Raw genomic sequence first — 19,797 nt, forward strand, 5'->3', positions numbered from 1 at the left:
TAGAGGACGCCGGTGGGTTAATGGCGCGGGTATTCTCATCAGCCTAGAGAGTAGCGGGATCGGTTCCTTCTTGGAGCCACTCTTCAATCAGTTTACGAGAGATAGAGCTGCGTCCTGGCAGAATCACTGATCCGTTTGCTTTAGCTTGCACTAATTCAGAACGAGTAAACCAGCGCACCTCACCGATTTCATCCCCGTCACCGCGCGCGTCCTGTGGATTTGACGCCACCGCCCGGTAGCCCAGCATCAAAGAACGAGGAAAAGGCCAGGGCTGAGAGCCTCGATAGCTCATGGATTCCACTACGATGTTAGCTTCTTCAAAGACCTCACGTTCAACGGTGTTTTCGAGGGATTCGCCAACCTCAACAAAACCTGCAAAGGTAGAGAATCTGCGCGGCTCCCAGGCATTAGCGTGCCCCAGCAAGAGATGGTCTTCACCGTCAAAGACAGCCGTTACCGCAGTAATCACCGCAGGATCGGTGCGAGGGAAAAGCTCTCTACCCGAAGCGCTCATACGTGCCCAGCCAGAACGGTGAACGGTGGTCGGTTCTCCGGAAGCCGGGTCAAATTGAGCCGAACGGTGCCAATTTTTAAGCGCTGATGCCGCAGAAAGAACAGCGCCCCAGGCACGTTCGCTGTGGTTTTCGGGCAGCTCGTCAAAGCCCAAAGTGGCAAAGGCACGAACACTCAACCATGCAGAGAGAGTCTCATCTCCCGAAGAGTGAAGTGCCGCGTCCTCCCCCACGCTCGGCGTATCTGCCCAGAACGCATTCGTTGCCGATAACAGATAATCCGTTTCTTCCGCAATCAGGGCAAGGACCGGTCGAACCCCAGCTGCATCGCTGACTTCACCGATGTACACCAGAGTTGCCCGGTGCTGTCCCGGCTGCGCAGCACGGCGCAAAGCTGCCACGTCGCACTCTGACGGGTCAAAAAGATAGGGGGAAATAGTGCTATCTTGTACCCTCACCGCAACCTCAGCTTCGCGCACCACAATCAGAGCAGGACGCGCCTGCCAAGGATAAAGTTCAGCAACAGGTTGCGCGCCGCCAAAAACATCAACAGCATGCGGCAAAAACCCCGGTTGATCGCGTATCTCATCAAAACGACGCATACCGCTACTACTCAAGGGGATATGCCCTAAGGGCGCAAAACTCACGTCACAACTCTCTTTCGTAGGTAGTTGGTAAAGGCTTCACCGGTGTCTCTAGGCTATACCGTACTGTCATCTGACTCGAAGAGCTCTTCACGCACCCGCCATATTTTGCGCCGGTCGTGAAACCCCTACCGTCTTGTGGTAGGTATAACTCCCTTCCAGTGTGATGTGATAACTATCTTTAGTACCCTTAGATACGTGACTGTTACTCCGCTTCAGCTAGCCGCTATCGTTTCTGCAGGTGTGCCCGGACTCTACCCGGTGGCTGCCCTGCCCTCAGCCGACGACGCCGCAGACTTCGACTCTGCGGTCATCATCGACTCCGCCAAGAAACGTTGGCGGGTACGTTCACCGCGCCACCCAGAAGCAAGTGTCCGCCTTGAAGCTGAACACGTTATCTTGCAGTCTTTTTCTGCCGGCTTGCGCGCCCGCCTGCCTTTTGAGGTGCCCACCATCGTGGGAACGGTACCCCTGAACGGTATGCAGACCTTCATCTACACGCACATTCCCGGCACCCATCACGATATCGATGAGTTGGCAGAATTTTCCCGCCATGCCGCCCGCGCAGACGAAAACCTCGCCACAGAGCTGGGCAAAATGATTGCCATTATTCACGTGATGCCAGAAACCATCATCGATGAAGCAGACCTACCGGTCTACTCGGCAACCGACTTACAAGAACGCCGCATTCGCGATGTTGAGCGCGCCGAAGCTACTGGCAAGGTGCCTAGTGCCTTGCTCAAACGCTGGAAAGATATGGTTCACGATGACAACCTGTGGACTTTCCGCCCTCGTGTGGTACACGGGGATCTAAGCGAAGACAACCTAGTGCTCAATAAAAAGCACATTACCGAAGTCACCGGCTGGTCAGAAGTCTGCGTGGGCGACCCCGCCATAGATTTCTCCTGGTTGCTTGCCTGCTCTGATCAGAGTTTCAGCGACGAAGTATTTGAGGTCTACTCACGTCAAATGCCTCAGGCACCGGATCGCAACCTCATGCTTCGCGCCAACCTCTACGCCGAGTTCGCTCTTGCCCAGTGGCTGGTACGCGGTATTGAACTCGATGATGACTCCATGGTTACTGAAGGTGTATCGATGCTTCAGGGCTTAGAGGCTGATTTACGAGCAGCCGGAGAAATCGTGGAGGAAGAAAAACTTCCCGCTTTCATTGAGGACGAGTCAGCCCCCGGTAACGATCCCACTATTACGTGGAACCCTGCAACAGGCGCCGCCGAACGCAAACCGCTTACTACTCCCTCCGCAGCAGAGCTGGACGCGCCCACGCACCCCGATGCACCGGGTACCTCAAGCGGTGGCTCAGTCAGGGCATAAGAAGCTACTCACTCTTAGTTTTTAGGCTCTACCGGGTACATTCCGGTAGAGCCTGAAACTTTTTGATCCTGGTTCTAGTTCGCGCTCTGATCTGCACCCCATCCTGCGTTCTGCCCTGCTTTACGTGCCCGACGAATCAACGTTTCCAGAGCAGCAGCGTCCGGGTACCGTTTGGTATCAAGCTGACGTTCCTCACCGCTGGCAACATAGTAGAAGGTCGCTGAAACATTCTCTAAAGGAACCTGCATGAGACGCGAAAAACCCAACCGGTAGACAGCCAACTGCACCTGCTTATGCGCCAGCTCCTGCTTTGTCGGCACCCGCCCGGTCTTCCAGTCCACCATCTCCCAGCTCTCGGTACCGTCCTGCTCCACCTGCTTGAAAATCGCGTCCACGCGTCCGCGCACCGAAATGCCGTCCACCGGAGTTTCGATGGGATACTCCACCTTCCACGGCTGCAGGTCAGCCCACCGGGAGCTCTTAAAGTTCTCCCGCAGTTGATCCATATTCAGAGTTTCTTCAACCTCATCGTCAGCGAAATCCTCCTCGAAATCAAGAACGGACTGCTGATCGTAGTAGTCCTCAATCCAGGAGTGAAAAGCTGTGCCCTGACGCGCAGCAATCGTCGGACGCATCGGCATAGGCCTGCGGAACTGCTCCATCACCTGCACCGGATTATCGCTCAGAGCAACCAGCTGGGACGCGCTTAGGTGCTCGGGTAACTCGGTTTTCTTCTCGATTGCTGGGGCGTTCAGAATACTCAGCAGCAGCTCTGTCTCTTCCTGCCAGTGGCGAGCAGTCTCAGCAGATTGAGCGTAAGTACGCTGTTCCAAACTATCTGAAGCATCAGGGGTTGGCTCCCCCTCTTCAAGACCACCCCTGACAACATTGTGGGCGGCTCGATTTAATCGGGCGCGGCGCGAACTCAAGAAAAGCTCCGTCAGGCTCTGCGATTCAGCAGCCGGGTCACCGTGTTCGGGCTGTTCATCCCTCAGCGCTGCTTCAGCACTGGCACGGTCAAGCTCCTGCGCAGAAGCCCACCTGCGAACCTGCGGGCCCTCCAGCGGGTCAAAAGGCCACAGCGCCGTCACCACCGCTGCTTGCAGGGGGTTCTCACCCAAGGTCTGATGGTGGGCAACCGTATTCAGCACCTCAAGAGGCACCTGAGCTTCCCCAGCCTTTTCAGCTTCTTGCGCTGCGCTCAATAAATCGACCCCGTCAATGCCCTCGGGCAAGAGCTCAGCGTCCATTAAATCGTAAGGCACAGCTTCGAGTTGTTGCAGGTGGCGGAAGTACAGAGCACGACCACGGGCATCCAAGTCAACTAAATCACGCAAGAACGGCGAGATACGCCCCGGCGGCTTCTTACTCCCCAGCCAGTGGGAGTAGGTGAGCACCAGCAAAGACCGCGCACGGGTGAAGGCAACATACGCCAAACGGCGCTCTTCAGCCAGAGAATACTCCTGCCCCAGTTCCTTAAAAAGCTCAAGATCATCATTGAACTCTTTAAGGTTTTCTGCGGTCTCAGGATTAAAAGGAGGCAGATACTGAGCATCGCCCCTCAACGCCCAGGGCAGCATCTTAGCGTTTTGCGTCCAAGGCTCGTCTTTATCCGACGGAAAATTACCAGAGCTCAACGCCGGAACATACACGTGGTCCCACTCCAAGCCTTTAGCTGCGTGAACCGTCAGAATCTGCACCACATCACGACGCGGCTCCTCCCCCGAAACAGATAGACCCTTCTCCTGTTCAGCAGCCTGCTCGCACCACGCCAAAAATCCAGCAACACCCGTTGCCGAGGCTGACGAAGCATTCAGAGAAAAACGAACCTCACCGGTAGCGTCCTCGCTCTCAATCACACCGTCACGACCAGCAAGCAAGGTGGCGTTGATACGTGGCGCGCTTGCCAGATACGTCTGAGCTGCCTCATGGAAAGCGTCGAGATGACGGCGAGCTGTCAAAGCGTTAACCTGACTTTTCGCCGCAATTTCGATATCCATGAGAGTGGTCTCTTCAATGCGATGCATCAGCGTCACCAGATCATCAGCCATAAACTGACGCAGATAATCAAGCTCATCAGCTATACGTCGCAGTCGCAAGTAACCGGTTTTGGTAAAAGAACGCCCCGTAAGAGGTGACGCCCAGTTCTGATCTGGCAGATTCTCAAGGGCTTCAATCAGCGAAGAGTTATCGACGATATCAGATTCAGCGGCAGCTTTCACCTGGTTCCAGCGTGCTTTAGCCGCCTGACGTGTTTTCTCTTCGAGAGCGGCTGGCGTACGCGCCTGGCTGTGCTGAGCGATGAGTTCCTGGGCGCTTGCAGCCGACTGAGTGGCTATGCTGAGCAGCTCCTCAACATCCAGCCCCTCTTGCATACCGCTCAACTCAAGTTCAATACCTTCACGAACTAAAATCTCACGGCGTTTTTCAAGAAACTTTGACCACTCTGCCAGCGCTAGTAAATCATCAACACCGATGCGCCAGCGCGCACCCGTGAGAATCCGCATCAGGGCGTCCGAGCGTCCGGGGTCTGAGAGCACGTGCATGATGCTGGTGAGATCAACAACCTCGGGAGTATCAAGCAGCCCACCCAAACCCACTACCTGGTAGGGAATCTCAGCAGCGTCAAAGGCTACGCGCAGGGGTTCCATGCTGTTTTTGGTGCGGGTCAGCACCGCCATTGTGGGTACCGGTTGGTCCCCCGCCTGCGCGCGTCGCTCAGCAATCAACCCGGCGATAGCTGCTGCCTCTTGTTCCTCTGTCTCGTAAGCACCCGCTAAAACACTGCCCTGACCTGCCTTGGGCCGCGGTTGTAAATCGGGCAGGGTTACTTCTGAGGACGAGCGCGCCCACTCGGGCTGCTGGGCTAAGGGCGCGGCAACCGTGTTGGCTGCATCGAGTATAGCGGTATCATTACGCCAAGCGGTCGAGAGAAAGCTGGGGGTGGGATCTTCAGTGGGAAAGTACTCGTAGAAGCTAAAGAGCTGCCCGGCAGACGCCCCGCGGAACCCATAGATCGACTGCTTGGGATCGCCCACAGCCATGACCGGGTGAGGTTCGCGCACCTTAGCGTCAATGGCTCGCTGGGTGCCCCCAAAGAGATCAGAGAACAGGCGCATCTGGGCGTGAGAGGTATCTTGGAACTCATCAAGAAGCACCACTTTAAAACGGGCGCGTTCAGACTCAGCCGCTTGAGGCACGGTTGCCGCAATACGCGCCGCATGAGCAATAAGATCACCGTAATCAAGCACCTGCATCGACTGCTTGAGACGAATATAGCGTTGCACAAGCTCAGCAACAATAACACGCGCATGAATGTTCTCGGCAAGCTTGTTGCGGTTGGTGACAGCACCGGGCTTACCCAGATTCGTCAGTGCATAGTACTGGTTCAAGCAGTACTCTTGTACCTTTTCAAGAGGTACCAGGTGCTCAGCGCAGTCACCAGCAAGCTGAACCACAGCACCAATTAGATTTTTCTTCGACATGCCTTTTGACGGCAGCTCTCCCTCGTAATACTCCACGAGTTGGGCAACCAGCTGCCACGCCTGCGTTTGCCCCAGCATCTGCGCGTCCTGCTCAACACCCAAACGAAGACCGTAGTTCTGTACCAGGGTATGAGCGTAGGAATGGTAGGTACTGACCACCGGATCGGTGGATATACCCTCGTCGCCGGGTTCGGGAGTGTACAGCCCCTGAACGCGCAGAGTTTCGATGCCGTTTCTCATGCGCTCGCGCAGTTCACCGGCTGCTTTACGGGTGAAGGTCACGCCCAAAACCTCGTCGGCGCGCACAAAACCGTTGGCAACCAGCCAGACCACGCGATCAACCATCGTTGCTGTTTTGCCAGAGCCTGCACCGGCAACCACCAGCCGGGGCACCAGCCCCAGCTCAATAATTTTAGACTGCTCATCAGTGGGACGGTGTTTGCTCAGAGCATCGGCAATTTCAAAAGAAGTCAGTAGTTTGTGGTCAGTCATCTGTGTCAGAAACCTTTACGTTAGCTCTGGGTAATCTGGCGCCCGCGAGCGCACAGGGGGCAGATTTCGGGCAGTTTACAACCGTGGGTGTAGGCTGATCTTGTTCCGTGGCGGGCTTGGAAAGTATCGAGTGAAATGAGTTCGGCGGCTCGGTTGATAAGTTCTACAGCCCAGGCGTCTTCGGTGGTCAGTGGGGGTTGTTCCTGTTGGCTGAGTTTTTTGGTGCCGTCGCCTAGCTGGATAAGCCAGGCACCACCGGAGAGTTCTTGCAAATTCATAAGGTGGGGCAGGGCGGTCTCCGTTATGTCCGGTGCAGGCGGACGCGGCGAATCGGCGGAGTTTTGAAATTCAGCGACCATCTGTTCCCCTGCGCCGGCTTCAAGGGCAACCTGATAGCTGGCAAGCTGCGGGTGTTTTTCAAGATCGCTTTTGCTGGGCTTATCTTTGTTGGTTTTCAGGTCGATGATGACGTACTTACCTGCCTGATCAATCTCTAGCCGGTCTGCACGTCCGGAAAGTATCGCGTCTTTAGCGGGGCCTGGTACGAAAACGCTGAAGCTGCCTTCAATGCCCACCAGGGAGCGCCCGGTAGAGGGTAGTTCGCTCACGTAGGTGGCAAACTTGCTCATCATTTCTTGGGCGCGTTCAAAGAGTTTGTCGGTCTCCCAGGTGTCAGGCAGGTTGAGAGTGGTAAAGCGCTGGCGCAGTTCAGTGAGCAGATCAGCTTCGGAGGCTTCTGGCATGTCTTCGGCAATAGCGTGTACCAGGGAGCCGATTGAACGCGAGACATCGGTGAGTGCCTCTGCACGGGCTGCATGCACAAACCAATCCAGCGGGGAGGTATGGATTGTCTCTACCCACGAAGGAGAAATACGCACCGGCTCCTCGGCGGGCTGGGCTGTACCCCCAGAGGAGAGCGGCAGCAGACCCCACCAGCTATCGGGGTGAGCACCGGGCACCTCAAAGTTATTGGTCTGTTCCTTGTCTTTGAGCCGGTGAAGCAGCGCCGCGGCGTGGTGGGCGCGCACAGGGTCAGCGTCCTGATCAGCTACGTACTGGCGTAGTTCTGCCACCAGCGCACGCAGGGTCATTGGTCTACGTACCTCTACATTTTCGCGGTGCTGGGTGGGAGCTACGATGTCTAAAAGCTCTGAGGGTAAAAAGTCATTGGTGGACGCGGCGGTACAGATCAAGCGCTGTGAGGCACGAGAAATAGCGGCAGAGAACATCCGTAGCTCATCAGCTCTGGTGTCTCGAACGCGCTGGGTGTAAGTCATAGTGCGGGCAATGTCGGGGCCGTATTCCACGGTGTCAATGAGTTCTTGGGTGCGAAGGAGTGTGCCTCGCACCGTAGTATTCGGCCAAACACCCTCTTGTAGACCGCTGACGTACACGATATCCCAGCTGCGCCCGGCAGCGGTTGCCGGGGTTAAGATCTCCACTGCTTCAATGGTTTGCACCCTTGCAGCTAGAGTATCCATCGGCAGATCTTGAGAGTCGATGTAATCCAAAAATTGAGCGGCGGTTGCTCCGGGCATCTGATCCACGTAGCGGCGGGCAGCTTCAAAGAGACCAATGATGGCGTCAAGATCACGGTGGGCTCTTATGCCGGTGGCGTCATCAGTAGCTGACGCCTTATGCCAGATATCAGCCAGCCCCGATGCCTCCCACAGTGCCCAGAGCACTGTTTCAGCGGTAGCCCCCGGCTCTTCTAGCGCGCGGCTGCCTGACTGCAGAACACGTGCCACGCGGCGGGCAGCGATTCCTTCGCGTCCGCCCGGTAAAAGCTCAGGGTCAAGCAGTGCCTCTACGAGCAGGGTCTCCGATGAGCGGGTGCCACCGGCACGCAACTCAGCACCGCGTAAAACCTGACGCAGATTGCGAATATCCATTGCCGATGCACCACCCAAACGGGAGCTGAGCAGGGCAACGGCGCTTTCGAAACCGAGATCCAGGGCAGCACCGGTTGCCGCTGTCTCTTCGTCGGGCTGCTCCCCCTCTGCAGATTCTGTTTCGACAGGTTCTAGCTCGATACTTGTCTGCGAAGTGCTTGCCTGAATAACCAAACGTAAAGCATCAAGAAAGGGTCGGACGGCAGGTTCATCACGCACCGGAGTTTCAGCAGCTGAGGTAGCCACAGGAATGCCTTGAGCCTCCAGAATACGCTTGATACGTTGCACTTCAGTCCCGTTACGCACAATCACTACACTGCGGCTGTAGCTTCTGCCGCGGTGCAGACGATCTTCAAGAATCATCTGGGCAAGCAGTGCCCCCTCCAGCTGAGGGGTATCAACGGTGAATGTTTCAAGAGCTGCATCATTGCCCGCCGATTTTTCGGGGTCTAACAGCTGATGGTCATTGCCCGCCGATTTTTCGGGGTCTAACAGCTGATGGTCGTCGCCCAGTGGCGGCAGTGCCTGTTCAACGTATTCGGTTTCGGGGGTGGACGCGAGGACGCGAGGGCTGCTCAACCCCGCCGGCGCATGCGGGATGCGCTCGGCAACAGCTGCCCAGGCTGAAGCGATATCCTCTGGCATACGGTAGGAGGTCTCCAGCGTCTCAATGACGAGGTCTTCGTACATGTCGCGGATCTTGCCCACGTAATCGGGGCGGGCACCGCGAAAGCCCTGCACTACGGTATCGGTACACAGGCTCAGCACCGCGGTGGGTGCTAGGGCGCAGGCATTGACCAATGGGTCATCGCCTGGGGCGATCTTATGCCCCTGCAGTAGGTATGCCAGGTTGGTTCCGGTGAGTACCGCCAGCAGACGGTAGATTGAGGGGCTTGCCTCTTGCAGATCGTCCACCAGCACCAGGTCAAACCGAGTACGTTCGGCAGCCAGAAAGTCGGGGTTCTTCATCAGTACCCGCACAGCTTCGTGAATCAGCGCTGAGGGGTCAAAAGCGTTGGGGGCGCGCAGTCGCCGCACCTGCTGGTACTCGGTGTACAGCTGGGCTGCAGCCACCCACTCAGGTGTGCCGGTGCGCTCACCCCACTGGGCAACGGTCTGCGGGTCAAGGTTGTACTCTGCTAGTCGGTCAAAGAAGTCGCGAACCTCATGGCGAAAACCGCGGGTAGCAATAGCTTCCCCCAATTCATCGGGCCAGCGGGGCCCTGTGAGAAAACGACGATGCCCTTCCAAGAGCTCTTTAATCATCACATCTTGTTCGGGCCCCGAAAGCAGTTTGGGCGCAAAGTCTAGACCGGGGAGAAGCTCAGCCGCATGGGCTCTACGCAGAATGTCGTAGGCGTATGCCTGCCATGCTCTCGTGGGGGCAGCAGAAAAAGTCGTGTTGATACGTTTGGTCAGCGCATCGCGAAAGCGGGTGGCGCTGGTACGCGAGGGAGTGAGCACTAGCAGACGCGCAGGATCACTACCAGCAGCCATAAATTCGGTAGCCAGTTCGAGCAGACGGTAGGTCTTACCGGTACCAGGTGCCCCCACCAAAACGCCGGCGCGACCGCCGGTTATCTGCGCCAGAAAATCGGTGGTAGTGCCAGTGTGTGTCTGCCCCAAAGTATCCATGCCATTATTCTTGCAGAGGTGACTGACATTTTAGGGCGATATTCGCCCACCGCTTGAAAAAATTATTTTTTCTTCATGCCTCGCAGAATTGCCGGTAAGTGACGGGTAAGCTGCGCAGCTGCGTACTGGGATGCTGATTGAGATGATGTGCCGCGCGTATGAGTACCACAAGCGTCGTACCCTGACCCACCGCGGTAATCCTTGAAGGGGCGATCATAGGGCGATTGGTGCGACTGCTCGTAATGTACACCACGCCTATTGTTATGATTGCTCTGCCCGCGACGTTTGCCATCGAGCAAACCCGCAGACTGCGCCAACCGCACTACCCGCGATAGGGTGGAGAATGTGCCCGAGCGTCCGCGGCTTTGCTGTGAAGCAATCTTCATACCAATATTCAGAGCCTGCTTGAGGTAGCCTTGCGCTCCCCCACGGGATCCAAAGTTTCGAGCCATGATGCACATTTTCTGATCGTTGGTTACCCTGCCATTACTCTTCAGACTCTAGCACTGGCACCCTGTAGCCGGTATCGGGTGCGAGGGTCTTTCGGTGAAGGCTGATGAGTGTACCCTTAAAGGTATGACTTCATGGACTGAAAGCCCTCGGGCTACTTTCGATCTTGAAACCACCGGTATTGATGTTCGCACCGCTCGCATTGTGACGGCATCACTCATTCTGGTAGATGCTGAGGGCGAGATATTACGCAAGGGTGAGTGGTTGGCTGACCCCGGCGTTGAGATTCCCACCGGGGCTTCTGATGTTCACGGCATTACCACCGAGTACGCTCGTGCTAACGGTCAGCCCGCTGCGAAGGTGGTGTACGAGGTTGCGATGGCTCTGGGCGGTCTTTTTGCTGACGGTGTACCCGTTGTTGCCTTTAACGCTGCCTACGACTTTTCGGTGATGCACCACGAGCTGGCACGTCACGGCTACCCACCGCTCAATGCTTACCCTGTGCTTGATCCACTGGTGATTAATAAGCAGGTACACAAGTTTAAAAAGGGCAAGCGCACGCTTGAGGTTTTGAGCGCCGAGTACGGTGTTGAACTTGCGGACGCGCACACCTCGAGCGCCGATGCTGTTGCTGCTGAACGCTTGTTGACCGCAATGAGCTTTGAGTATCCCGAAGAGATTGAGCAGGACGCAGCGACCCTGCACCAGGCACAAATTGGCTGGGCACGGGCTCAGGCTGCTGATTTGCAAGCCTACTTTGATCGTGTGGGCAAAGATGCAACTATTGACGGGGCATGGCCTATTCGCGCCTGATCCACCGTTCTTTCAGTACATCAATCATTCTCTTAGTCCCCTCGTCCTCCCAAGGATTGTTGTGTCTGAATCTACCCGCAGTATTACTCCTGGTTCTACCTGTATGCACCATGAACGGTTGGTACGTCAGTCAGCTGTTGTGTTGAGGTTGGGGTTGTCTTTGCCGCTGGTTTGCTGGCTAAAATTATTGCACCGCTGCTGCCAGCGCAGGCTCTCGCGCGTCTCGTTTTCTGGTCCTGCCATAGTGACAATGGTTCCCGGAGTGCTGTTCTATCTTTCAACGGCGCACTTTAGCAGAGGAAACGTCGCAGAGACTTTGGCAGGTTTGCCAGTTGCACGTTTGCTCATGGCTACCAACTGACTCAACGGCAGAGACACCCAAAAACTATCAACCACTGCTGTCAGCCACAGAATGCGGTAGAAAAACAATGCCCCGGTGAAAAACACCGGGGCAATTATTTTTTAGACAGCGGGGTAGCTCACTGCTTACGGATAAACACCTAGCCTGTGAGTTTTTAGCTGCGAGCTTTATTTAGGCGGTTGCCTGTGCCGCGGCTTCAGCTGCATCAGGCAGAGCCAGAGCGATGCGTTCCATAGCGCCGTCATCGTGAGCAGATGAAAGGAACCACGCTTCAAAAGCACTTGGCGGTAAGTAAATACCTGATTCCAGCATGGAATGGAAGAAAGCGTTGTAGCGGTAAGTCTCAGATGCCTTGATGTCATCGTAGTTGTGGATGCCCTTCTCTGAGCTTCCGAAAGCTACGGAGAAGAGGTTACCAGCAGTTTGAATACTGTAATCCACCCCGGCAACGTTAAAGGCTTCGGTCAGTGCCTTCTGCAACTGTAGAGAGCGCTCATCAATCGTTGCATATACCTGAGCGTCAGCCGCGGTGAGTGTTGCAATACCTGCCGCCATCGAAATCGGGTTACCCGAGAGGGTACCTGCCTGATAAACCGGACCGGTGGGAGCCAAATACTCCATAATTTCGCGCTTACCAGCAAGAGCAGCAATAGGCATGCCACCGCCGATCACCTTACCGAAACAGAAAATATCGGGTACCCAACCGCCATCAGTGGGAGCAGCATAACCCCAGTAACCAGCGGAAGAAACGCGGAAGCCCGTGAGCACCTCATCAAAAATCATCAACGCGCCATTGGTTTGGGTCAGTTCGCGCAAACCCTTGTTGAAGCCCTCATGAGGGGTCACCACACCCATGTTGCAGGGCGCAGCCTCAGTAATAACCGCAGCAATCTCACCGGGGTAACGCTCAAACGCCGCGCGCACCGCCTCAAGATCGTTATAGGGCAGCACAATCGTGTCAGCAGCAGTAGCCGCAGTAACACCAGCAGAGCCCGGCAGCGCCAAGGTCGCTACACCCGAACCAGCTTCAGAGAGCAAAGCATCGACGTGACCGTGGTAGCAGCCCGAGAACTTAATAATCTTGTCACGACCTGTGTATCCGCGAGCCAAACGCACAGCAGTCATCGTCGCCTCAGTACCGGTTGATACCATACGAATCTGCTCAATCGCACCGGGAAGAGCAGCATTGATACGATCAATCACTAACTCCGCCAGCTGCGTCTCAGCCTCGGTGGACGCACCAAACGACAAACCGCGCTCAACAGCAGCATGAACCGCCTCGATAACCCGCGCGTCCTTATGACCCAAAATTGCCGGGCCCCACGAGCCTACCAAGTCCACATAGTTATGGCCATCAGCATCGGTAATGTAAGCGCCCTGTGCCTCCACCATGAAAGCAGGAGTACCACCAACAGAGTTGAAAGCTCGCACAGGAGAATTCACGCCACCGGGAATCACCGCACGAGAACGGGCAAACAAATCTTCATTAATAGTCATTTCTCACTCTTTCTCACGCACTCAACGTAACAGTCTAACGAACCGAGCGGTTCAGCCACTGAGCAACCTCAGTAGCATAGTAGGTCAAAATCATGTCGGCACCCGCTCTGCGAATACCCATCAAAGACTCCAGGACAATGCGCTCGCGGTCAATCCAACCTTTCTCAGCGGCAGCCTCGATCATTGCGTACTCCCCCGACACCTGGTAGGCGGCAACGGGCACGGGCGAAACCTCGGCAAGCTCCCGCACGATATCAAGATACGCCATAGCGGGCTTGACCATCACAAAGTCTGCACCCTCTTCGATATCGAGCTGAGCTTCAAGAAGAGCTTCACGACGCTGGGAGGGGTCTTGCTGGTAGGTCTTACGGTCGCCTTTGAAGGTGGATCCCACCGCGTCTCTGAAGGGCCCGAAGAAAGCTGAAGCGTACTTGGCGGAATACGCCATGATAGACACATCGGTGTAGCCAGCTTCGTCCAAGGCATCACGAATGGCGCCCACCTGACCGTCCATCATGCCCGAGGGGCTGACTGTATGTGCCCCGGCTTTCGCCTGAGAAATAGCCATCGCGCAGTAGGCTTCAACGGCGCGGTCATTATCAACAACCTCATTACCCCATTCATCCTGGGTCAGCGGGCCGCAGTGCCCGTGGGTGGTGAACTCGTCCAGGCAGGTATCAGCCATAATCACAATCTGATCACCGAACTTTTCACGCAGAACGCGAAGACCGCGGTTGAGAATACCGTCCTCAGCCCATGCAACCGAACCGGTCTCATCCTTGTCTTCTTCGCGAGGAACGCCAAAAAGATCAACACAGGCAATACCGGCATCGATTGCTTTTTGAACCTCGGACACCAGGCTTTCAAGGGTATGCTGAAATTGACCGGGCATTGAAACGATCGGCTGAGGTTCGCTAATACCATCACGCACAAATAGCACCTGAATCAGGTTACGCGGTTCAAGCGAGGTCTGAGCTGACAGCCTGCGCATCGCCGCAGTGGTGCGTACACGGCGCGGGCGGGTCACTAGATTAAGTGCCGGTGTCGATGAAAGATTCTGCACTGCGTAGACTCCTTGGTTTCAGGATGGACAAAAATTTTAGGTTAGGTTCTGCCGCGGATTGCTGGTCAGCAGCTCAAGGGCAGTATCAGCGAGGTCGGACGCGCGTGGGCTGGCGGCTGCGATCACAGTTAGCTCAAGTTCTTGGGCGGCTGACTTGGTGGTTGCCCCGATGGCGACTACAGGCGGTAGGTTGCTCCCCGCCTCTGCTACCAGCGCCCTTAACAAAGAGGGTGCTGTTGCGATAATAAGGTTTGTATCGTGCAGTTGTTCCTGTGCCTGTTCCAGACTCAGAAGATCTACGCCCTCAGGTGTTGTGCCCACGGGCACCAGAGGATTGTGCGCTGGGTAGGGTCTCATGGTGTAGACTGTCTCGCTCTCCACCTGCCAGCCGAGTTCGGTAAGACCGCGCGATAACGTGTCTCTCGCATGATCACCCTGCACACACAAGACTGTGCCGCCTGCGCCTGCCTTTTCAGGCCACTCAGCCACCATATGGAGGGCCTCGGCAACTGTGGGCACAAAATCAACGCGCACCCCGTACTGCTCCAGAGTTTTTTGGGTTGCGGCTCCCACGCAAGCAACCTTGGCACCCCTCAGCAGACGGGCGAGATCACCGGTGGTAGCACCGGTCTCGGTCTTTGCGCTGTCTCCAGCCAGCATTCGGGCGCTTACTTCGGCTGCTTTCACCCCGTTGGCACTGGTAAAAGTCACCCACCGATAGTTGTGAGCATCTGCTAAGTGACTGTCAGACAAGCTCTTCGTCAGGGCTACTGCCTGGTAAATGGGCGCGCAGGCAATCTTCAGCTGCCCCAGATGGGCACGCTGAGCACCGCCGCGCAAACTCTCTATCAGTTCGGCGGCGGCGTCAGGCGTCCGGGTGATAATAACCCGCATCCTAGAGGGTAAGCCCCGTCAGTTCAGCAGCCCCATTTTCTAGCAGGTTATCTGCCAAGCGAATGCCCAGCAATTCCGCCACTTCAACGGTCAGCTCATCGGCTGACGCGCTCTGACGTAACACGGTGGAACCATCGGGGTGGGCGGCAACTGCGTCCAGCACCAAGATGCCCTCTTCAACGCGGGCGTAGGTGCCAACGGGGGCAGCGCACCCCGCCTCTAAACGACGTAACAGAGCACGTTCGGCGGTCACTGCCATGCGCGTTTCCAGATGATCAAGCGCCATCAATGCGGCGGCAAGCGCTGAAGGCTCCGCTGATTCGGTAGCGGCAATTTCAAGACTGCGGGTCTCTAATGCCAGCGCCCCCTGCCCAGGAGCAGGGAGGAAGGTCAGCGGATCCAAATACTCGGTAATGACCTTTTCAAGCCCCAAGCGTTTGAGACCTGACGCAGCAAGAATTACCGCATCGCAGTCACCGGTTGCGGTAGCCATTGTTTTCGTGCCGTAGATACCGTGCCCATTGACGCCGTACTTTTCTAAGCCAGCTACACGGGCAAGTCGGGTACCCACGTTGCCACGAATATCAACAATGGTCAGATCAGGACGAGCTGCCAGCAGCTGAGCAGCACGACGCGGCGAACCGGTACCCACGCGAGCTCCCTCGGGCAGCTGGCTCAGGGTCAGGTTGTCGCGGGCGCACAGGGCATCTCGGGGGTCTTCACGTTCGGGAATAGCCGCGATGCTTAGCCCCTCTGCCTGTGCAGTGGGCAAATCTTTAAGGGAGTGAACCGCAAAGTCCACGGTGCCATCCAGGACGCGGGTACGCAGGGTTGCGGCGAAGACTCCGGTGCCCCCCATCTGTGAGAGAGGGCCGGTGAGTACATCGCCTTCAGTTTTGACGGTGACAAGTTCAACCTCGAAACCGCCTGCCTGCGCCACGCGCTGCCCCGCCATGCCCGACTGGGCCATGGCGAGGGCTGAACCGCGGGTACCCAAAAGGTACTTAGCCACGAGCACCGCCTTGGGTGTCATCCCCAGTGTAGTTAGCGATCACGGGCTTGTCTGAGCCTGGGCGGCTTGACTTGCAACAATCGGGGTTGCAGGCGTCAAACCAGCCGCGTGAACCGCACACGGTATCACGCTGCGCCTGGATTTCTGCGGGGTCGGCTGACGGCGCTGTTGAGCTGACACGTTCAGCGATGAGCTGGCGCAGTGATTCAACGTAATCGGGGTGGATGCCGGGGGTCGGGGTGCGAGTGGCAATAAAGCCGAGTTCGGCACAGGTGTCGAGCGCCTCGGTGTCCAAGTCCCACTTGACTTCCATGTGATCCGAGACGAAGCCTAGTGGTACCAGTACAACACCGTCTACTGCGCCCTTGAGTTCTTCGAGAGCGTCGTTCACATCGGGTTCGAGCCAAGGCATGGTGGGAGGGCCTGAACGTGACTGGTAGACCAGTTCCCATTCGACCTTATCGAGCAGGGCGGGGTCGATAGCTTCGACCCCGGCAAGAACAGCTCGTGCTGCCTGCAGGTGCTTTTCAACGTAGGCGCTGCCACCTTCATAATCTACTCCGCGCGGGCCTGCTTCGTTGGCTGCGCTGGTGGGCACTGAGTGAGTGCAGAACATGACGCGGATTTTGCCGTTGCCCGCAGCGGGGTTTTCAGCGGCTTCCACTCCAGCCTGTACTTCTTTGAGACCATCGACCAGACCATCAACGAATGATTTGATGAAGCCGGGGGCATCCCAGAACTGACGGACCTTATCAATCTGCAGTTTGCCTTCGAGACCCAGCTTTTCAAGGGCAATACCGTAATCCTCACGGTACTGACGGCATGATGAGTAGCCGGGGTAGGCGCTGGTGGCAAGAACTAGAATCTTGCGTGCGCCGTCCTCGTATGCCTGGGAAACAACGTCGTTCACGTAGGGTTCCCAGTTACGGTTTGCCCAGGTAATGGGTACCTTGGGGCCGCGGTCTTCCATCGCTTCGCGCAGGGCTGCCAGCAGTGCCCGGTTCTGGGCGTTGATGGGTGATATACCACCGTTGGCGCGGTAGTGGGTTGCCACTTCTTCTAGGCGTTCATCGGGAATACCTCGACCGCGGGTGACATTGCGAAGAAAAGGAATAACGTCCTCTTGACCTTCGGGGCCACCAAAGGACGAGAGAATAACCAAGTCATAGTCATCCGGTGCTTGTGAGCGGGGGCGGGTGAGGTTTTCTTCGCCGTGGTAGCTCTCAACTGTTGTCTCATCGAGGGCCGCCGGGCCGTTGCTGGCGGTGTTGTTAGGGTCGGTGAGGTTGGGGCAAATATCGTTGAGTACGGTAGCAGTCATTAGGCGAGAACCTCAGCAATTTCTGACGCTTCAAGGAGACGTCCGGTGTAGAAGGGAATTTCATCGCGCACGTAGTGACGCGCTTCGGTGTTGCGGAAGGAACGCATGAGATCCACGATCAATACCAATTTAGGTGATTCAAGAGCGATCAACCACTCGTAGTCGTTCAGCCCGAAGGTTGCGATGGTGTTGGGTAGAACCTCGGGGAAGTCGATGCCCTTGAGACCGTGGTTCTTCATGATCTCGCGGCGCTTTTCGGGGTTGAGGGTGTACCAGTCGAAGGAGCGCACGAAAGGGTAAACACAGACCCAATCCTGAGCGGGCAGCCCCTTGGCAAATGAGGGGGTGTGACCGGCTGAGAACTCAGCGTCGCGGTGTACGCCCATAGTTGACCAAACAATCTTGGTACCGGTGAAGGCATCGGTGCGGCGAATCTGGCGGATTGCTGCCTGCAAATCCTCGGGCACAGCGCCGTGTACCCAGACCAAAATATCAGCGTCGTTACGCATCGCTGAGACATCATAGAAACCGCGAACAATGACGCCGCGGCTCTCCAGATCAGCAACAAGGTCGGTGATTTGCTGGGTTGCTGCCTCAGAGGTTGCGGAGGCACTTGCCTGGGTATCACGGGCAAAGACGGTATACAGGGCATAGTGGAACTGGCTATCACCTTCGGCTACCTCGCCGGGGCGCTGCCCCTGGATTTTGCCGTTGGCGTCTTTAGCGGTGGGCATGGGCGGACGTCCGCCACGAGCGCCGTGGGAGTAACCGGATGTTCTGGCTGAAGAGTGCGATGAGCTGTGGGAGTAGGCAGGGTGCCCGCCTGTGTGCTGTTCTGAGCGATTCTCGGGGTGCTCTTCGGGCTTACCGTGGTGTGCCATGGGGGGTCCTTCCAGAGGTTTTGCGGGTGTTGATGATGGAGTGAGGTTTGCTAGTTGCATGCCATGTTCTGCCGAACGTTGGCGGAGAACTCGGCTATAGTTGCGTAGGTGTCTTTAGTCACCGCTACTAGACCGGTACCTGCCAGCCAGGCACCGACTGCTGTGACACCCTCAAGCTGCCCCAGCGCGTCCCTAAATTTTTCGGTTTTTTCTTGGTGACCTGCGCGTGGGGCGGGGATTGCGCCCTGCCAGCGCACCACATCTGCGGCAACAAGCTGTTGGGGGGTGAGACTCACGCCCAAGAGTTTGGCGGCATCGCGCAGACCTAAGGTCACCAGCTGGTCATCGGTGAGATCAACCTCGCGAATAGGCTGAGAGGTGTCACCGGTGCGACCGTACGAAAGACGGACGATGTGCCTGCCAGCCCCGGCGCGGTCGGCAATCCACTGCCATTTAGCGCTGGCGTGGGTGAGTGCCTTGGCACGAACGGTGGTCACCTGGTCTGAGACCAGCAGACCGGTGCCGCGCGGTGCAGCATCGAGGGAGGGCTGGTCTACCACTAAGGAAACCAGTGCCACCTCGGGGCCGGATTTGACGGAGGGTACAGCGGATGCTGGCAAGTGAGAGCCAAGGATGCGGGTAGCGGTAGGAGCATCAGTGGCAACCACAAGGTTGGTTGCTGAGAGCGCCACCGTGCGTTCTGATGTATCAGAACGACGCTGAATCAAGGTCCAGTCGCCCGATGCCGGGTCGCGATCAACAGCGATAACGTCAAAGCCGGTGACCATGCGTACCCGCATGCGCTGCAAATCAGCAACCAGCGCTTCGGAAAGCTGGTTCATGCCACCTTCAATGCCTGCTACGGCAGAACCTGCCGGAGCCGCGCAGCGGATAGCGGCAGCCGCTGCCGCCAGTGAACCGTGGGTGCGTAGCCCCTGGCGCAGACCGGGAGCTACAGTGTCAAGGTCTAAGACATCGGGGTGCATGGTGTGAACACCGGTCACCACAGGTGCGACCAGGTTGTTAAGCACCTGGCTACCCATTCGAACGCGCACCAGTTCGCCCAAGGTTTTAGCGTGGGCACCCACGCTCGCAGGCAGTAGCTTATCGAGCTTGGCACGTTGAATACCAGCGAAGTTAAGAACCTGCTGCACTGCCGGGTCTTCAAAAGATCCTGGGATACCCATGAAACCGGTGCTGGGTGCAGGGTAAGCACCACCGGGCAAATAGAGCCATGAGCCACCAGAATTTGGCAACACAATCTTGTCTTTAAGCCCCAAATCTTCTAAAAGGTTAGAGACAATGGGGCTGCGGGTAGCGAACGATTCAGCTCCAGAGTCAAGAACCAGTTGCGCCAGTTCGTGGGAAGCAACTGCCCCACCGAGGTGCTGGTTCTTTTCAACGACAGTGACTTTGAAACCGTCCTGAGCAAGGACGCGCGCCGCCAGCAAACCTGAAACGCCGCCGCCCAAGACAATGGCTGTGTGCTCTGGGGACTGTGGCATGTTCTTGA

General features: G+C 56.8%; 13 protein-coding genes. 2 read left to right on the forward strand and 11 right to left on the reverse strand.

Annotation, left to right across the window (positions count from 1 at the left end; translation table 11 throughout):
* Positions 1-43 precede the first annotated feature (43 nt).
* A complete protein-coding gene (gene nudC, locus JTP09_RS03470) occupies positions 44-1,159 on the reverse strand; it encodes an NAD(+) diphosphatase (protein ID WP_370592484.1) in 1,116 nt (371 codons plus the stop codon).
* A 195-nt stretch (positions 1,160-1,354) separates the two neighbouring features.
* On the opposite strand from nudC, the gene JTP09_RS03475 reads away from it, so the two are divergent.
* The gene (locus tag JTP09_RS03475; RefSeq protein ID WP_204877033.1) at positions 1,355-2,488 is read left to right on the forward strand and encodes a phosphotransferase; all 1,134 of its coding nucleotides are present in this window, start codon (positions 1,355-1,357) and stop codon (positions 2,486-2,488) included.
* A 74-nt stretch (positions 2,489-2,562) separates the two neighbouring features.
* Here the strand turns inward: JTP09_RS03475 and JTP09_RS03480 are convergent, their stop codons facing one another.
* From JTP09_RS03480 to JTP09_RS03490, 3 genes are all read right to left on the reverse strand, one after another.
* Positions 2,563-6,465 (reverse strand): ATP-dependent DNA helicase, encoded by a 3,903-nt coding sequence (locus JTP09_RS03480; protein ID WP_204877035.1) that lies wholly within the window; start codon positions 6,463-6,465, stop codon positions 2,563-2,565.
* 20 nt (positions 6,466-6,485) lie between these two features.
* On the reverse strand, positions 6,486-9,992 hold the full coding sequence (locus tag JTP09_RS03485) for a UrvD/REP family ATP-dependent DNA helicase (RefSeq protein ID WP_204877036.1): 3,507 nt from the start codon (positions 9,990-9,992) through the stop codon (positions 6,486-6,488).
* A gap of 62 nt (positions 9,993-10,054) precedes the next feature.
* Positions 10,055-10,444, reverse strand: coding sequence for a hypothetical protein (locus tag JTP09_RS03490; protein WP_204877038.1), 390 nt, complete (start codon positions 10,442-10,444; stop codon positions 10,055-10,057).
* 124 nt (positions 10,445-10,568) lie between these two features.
* Between JTP09_RS03490 and JTP09_RS03495 the strand changes: the two genes are divergently transcribed.
* Positions 10,569-11,255: a 3'-5' exonuclease gene (locus JTP09_RS03495; protein ID WP_204877040.1), complete on the forward strand. Its 687-nt coding sequence runs from the start codon at positions 10,569-10,571 to the stop codon at positions 11,253-11,255.
* 532 nt (positions 11,256-11,787) lie between these two features.
* On the opposite strand, the gene hemL is transcribed toward JTP09_RS03495, so the two are convergent.
* From hemL to hemG, 7 genes are all read right to left on the reverse strand, one after another.
* Positions 11,788-13,113 carry a glutamate-1-semialdehyde 2,1-aminomutase gene (gene hemL, locus JTP09_RS03500; protein ID WP_204877042.1) on the reverse strand — a complete coding sequence of 442 codons (1,326 nt, stop codon included), beginning with the start codon at positions 13,111-13,113 and terminating at the stop codon, positions 11,788-11,790.
* 34 nt (positions 13,114-13,147) lie between these two features.
* Complete coding sequence (gene hemB, locus JTP09_RS03505; RefSeq protein ID WP_370592485.1) at positions 13,148-14,176, reverse strand: porphobilinogen synthase; 1,029 nt, start codon at positions 14,174-14,176, stop codon at positions 13,148-13,150.
* A gap of 36 nt (positions 14,177-14,212) precedes the next feature.
* Positions 14,213-15,070, reverse strand: coding sequence for a uroporphyrinogen-III synthase (locus tag JTP09_RS03510; protein ID WP_204877044.1), 858 nt, complete (start codon positions 15,068-15,070; stop codon positions 14,213-14,215).
* Position 15,071: 1 nt separating this feature from the next.
* Entirely contained in the window at positions 15,072-16,103 is a 1,032-nt protein-coding gene (gene hemC / locus JTP09_RS03515) for a hydroxymethylbilane synthase (protein ID WP_204877046.1), read from the reverse strand.
* Positions 16,075-17,403 carry a ferrochelatase gene (locus tag JTP09_RS03520; protein WP_204877048.1) on the reverse strand — a complete coding sequence of 443 codons (1,329 nt, stop codon included), beginning with the start codon at positions 17,401-17,403 and terminating at the stop codon, positions 16,075-16,077. The genes hemC and JTP09_RS03520 overlap by 29 nt, the downstream gene beginning before the upstream one ends.
* The gene (gene hemQ, locus JTP09_RS03525; RefSeq protein WP_204877216.1) at positions 17,403-18,137 is read right to left on the reverse strand and encodes a hydrogen peroxide-dependent heme synthase; all 735 of its coding nucleotides are present in this window, start codon (positions 18,135-18,137) and stop codon (positions 17,403-17,405) included. Before hemQ ends, JTP09_RS03520 begins: the two co-directional genes overlap by 1 nt.
* A 197-nt stretch (positions 18,138-18,334) precedes the next feature.
* Positions 18,335-19,789, reverse strand: a complete 1,455-nt coding sequence (hemG, locus tag JTP09_RS03530; protein ID WP_204877054.1) for a protoporphyrinogen oxidase — start codon at positions 19,787-19,789, stop codon at positions 18,335-18,337.
* Positions 19,790-19,797: the final 8 nt, after the last annotated feature.

The organism is Rothia sp. ZJ1223, from assembly GCF_016900985.1.
Classification (GTDB): domain Bacteria; phylum Actinomycetota; class Actinomycetes; order Actinomycetales; family Micrococcaceae; genus Rothia.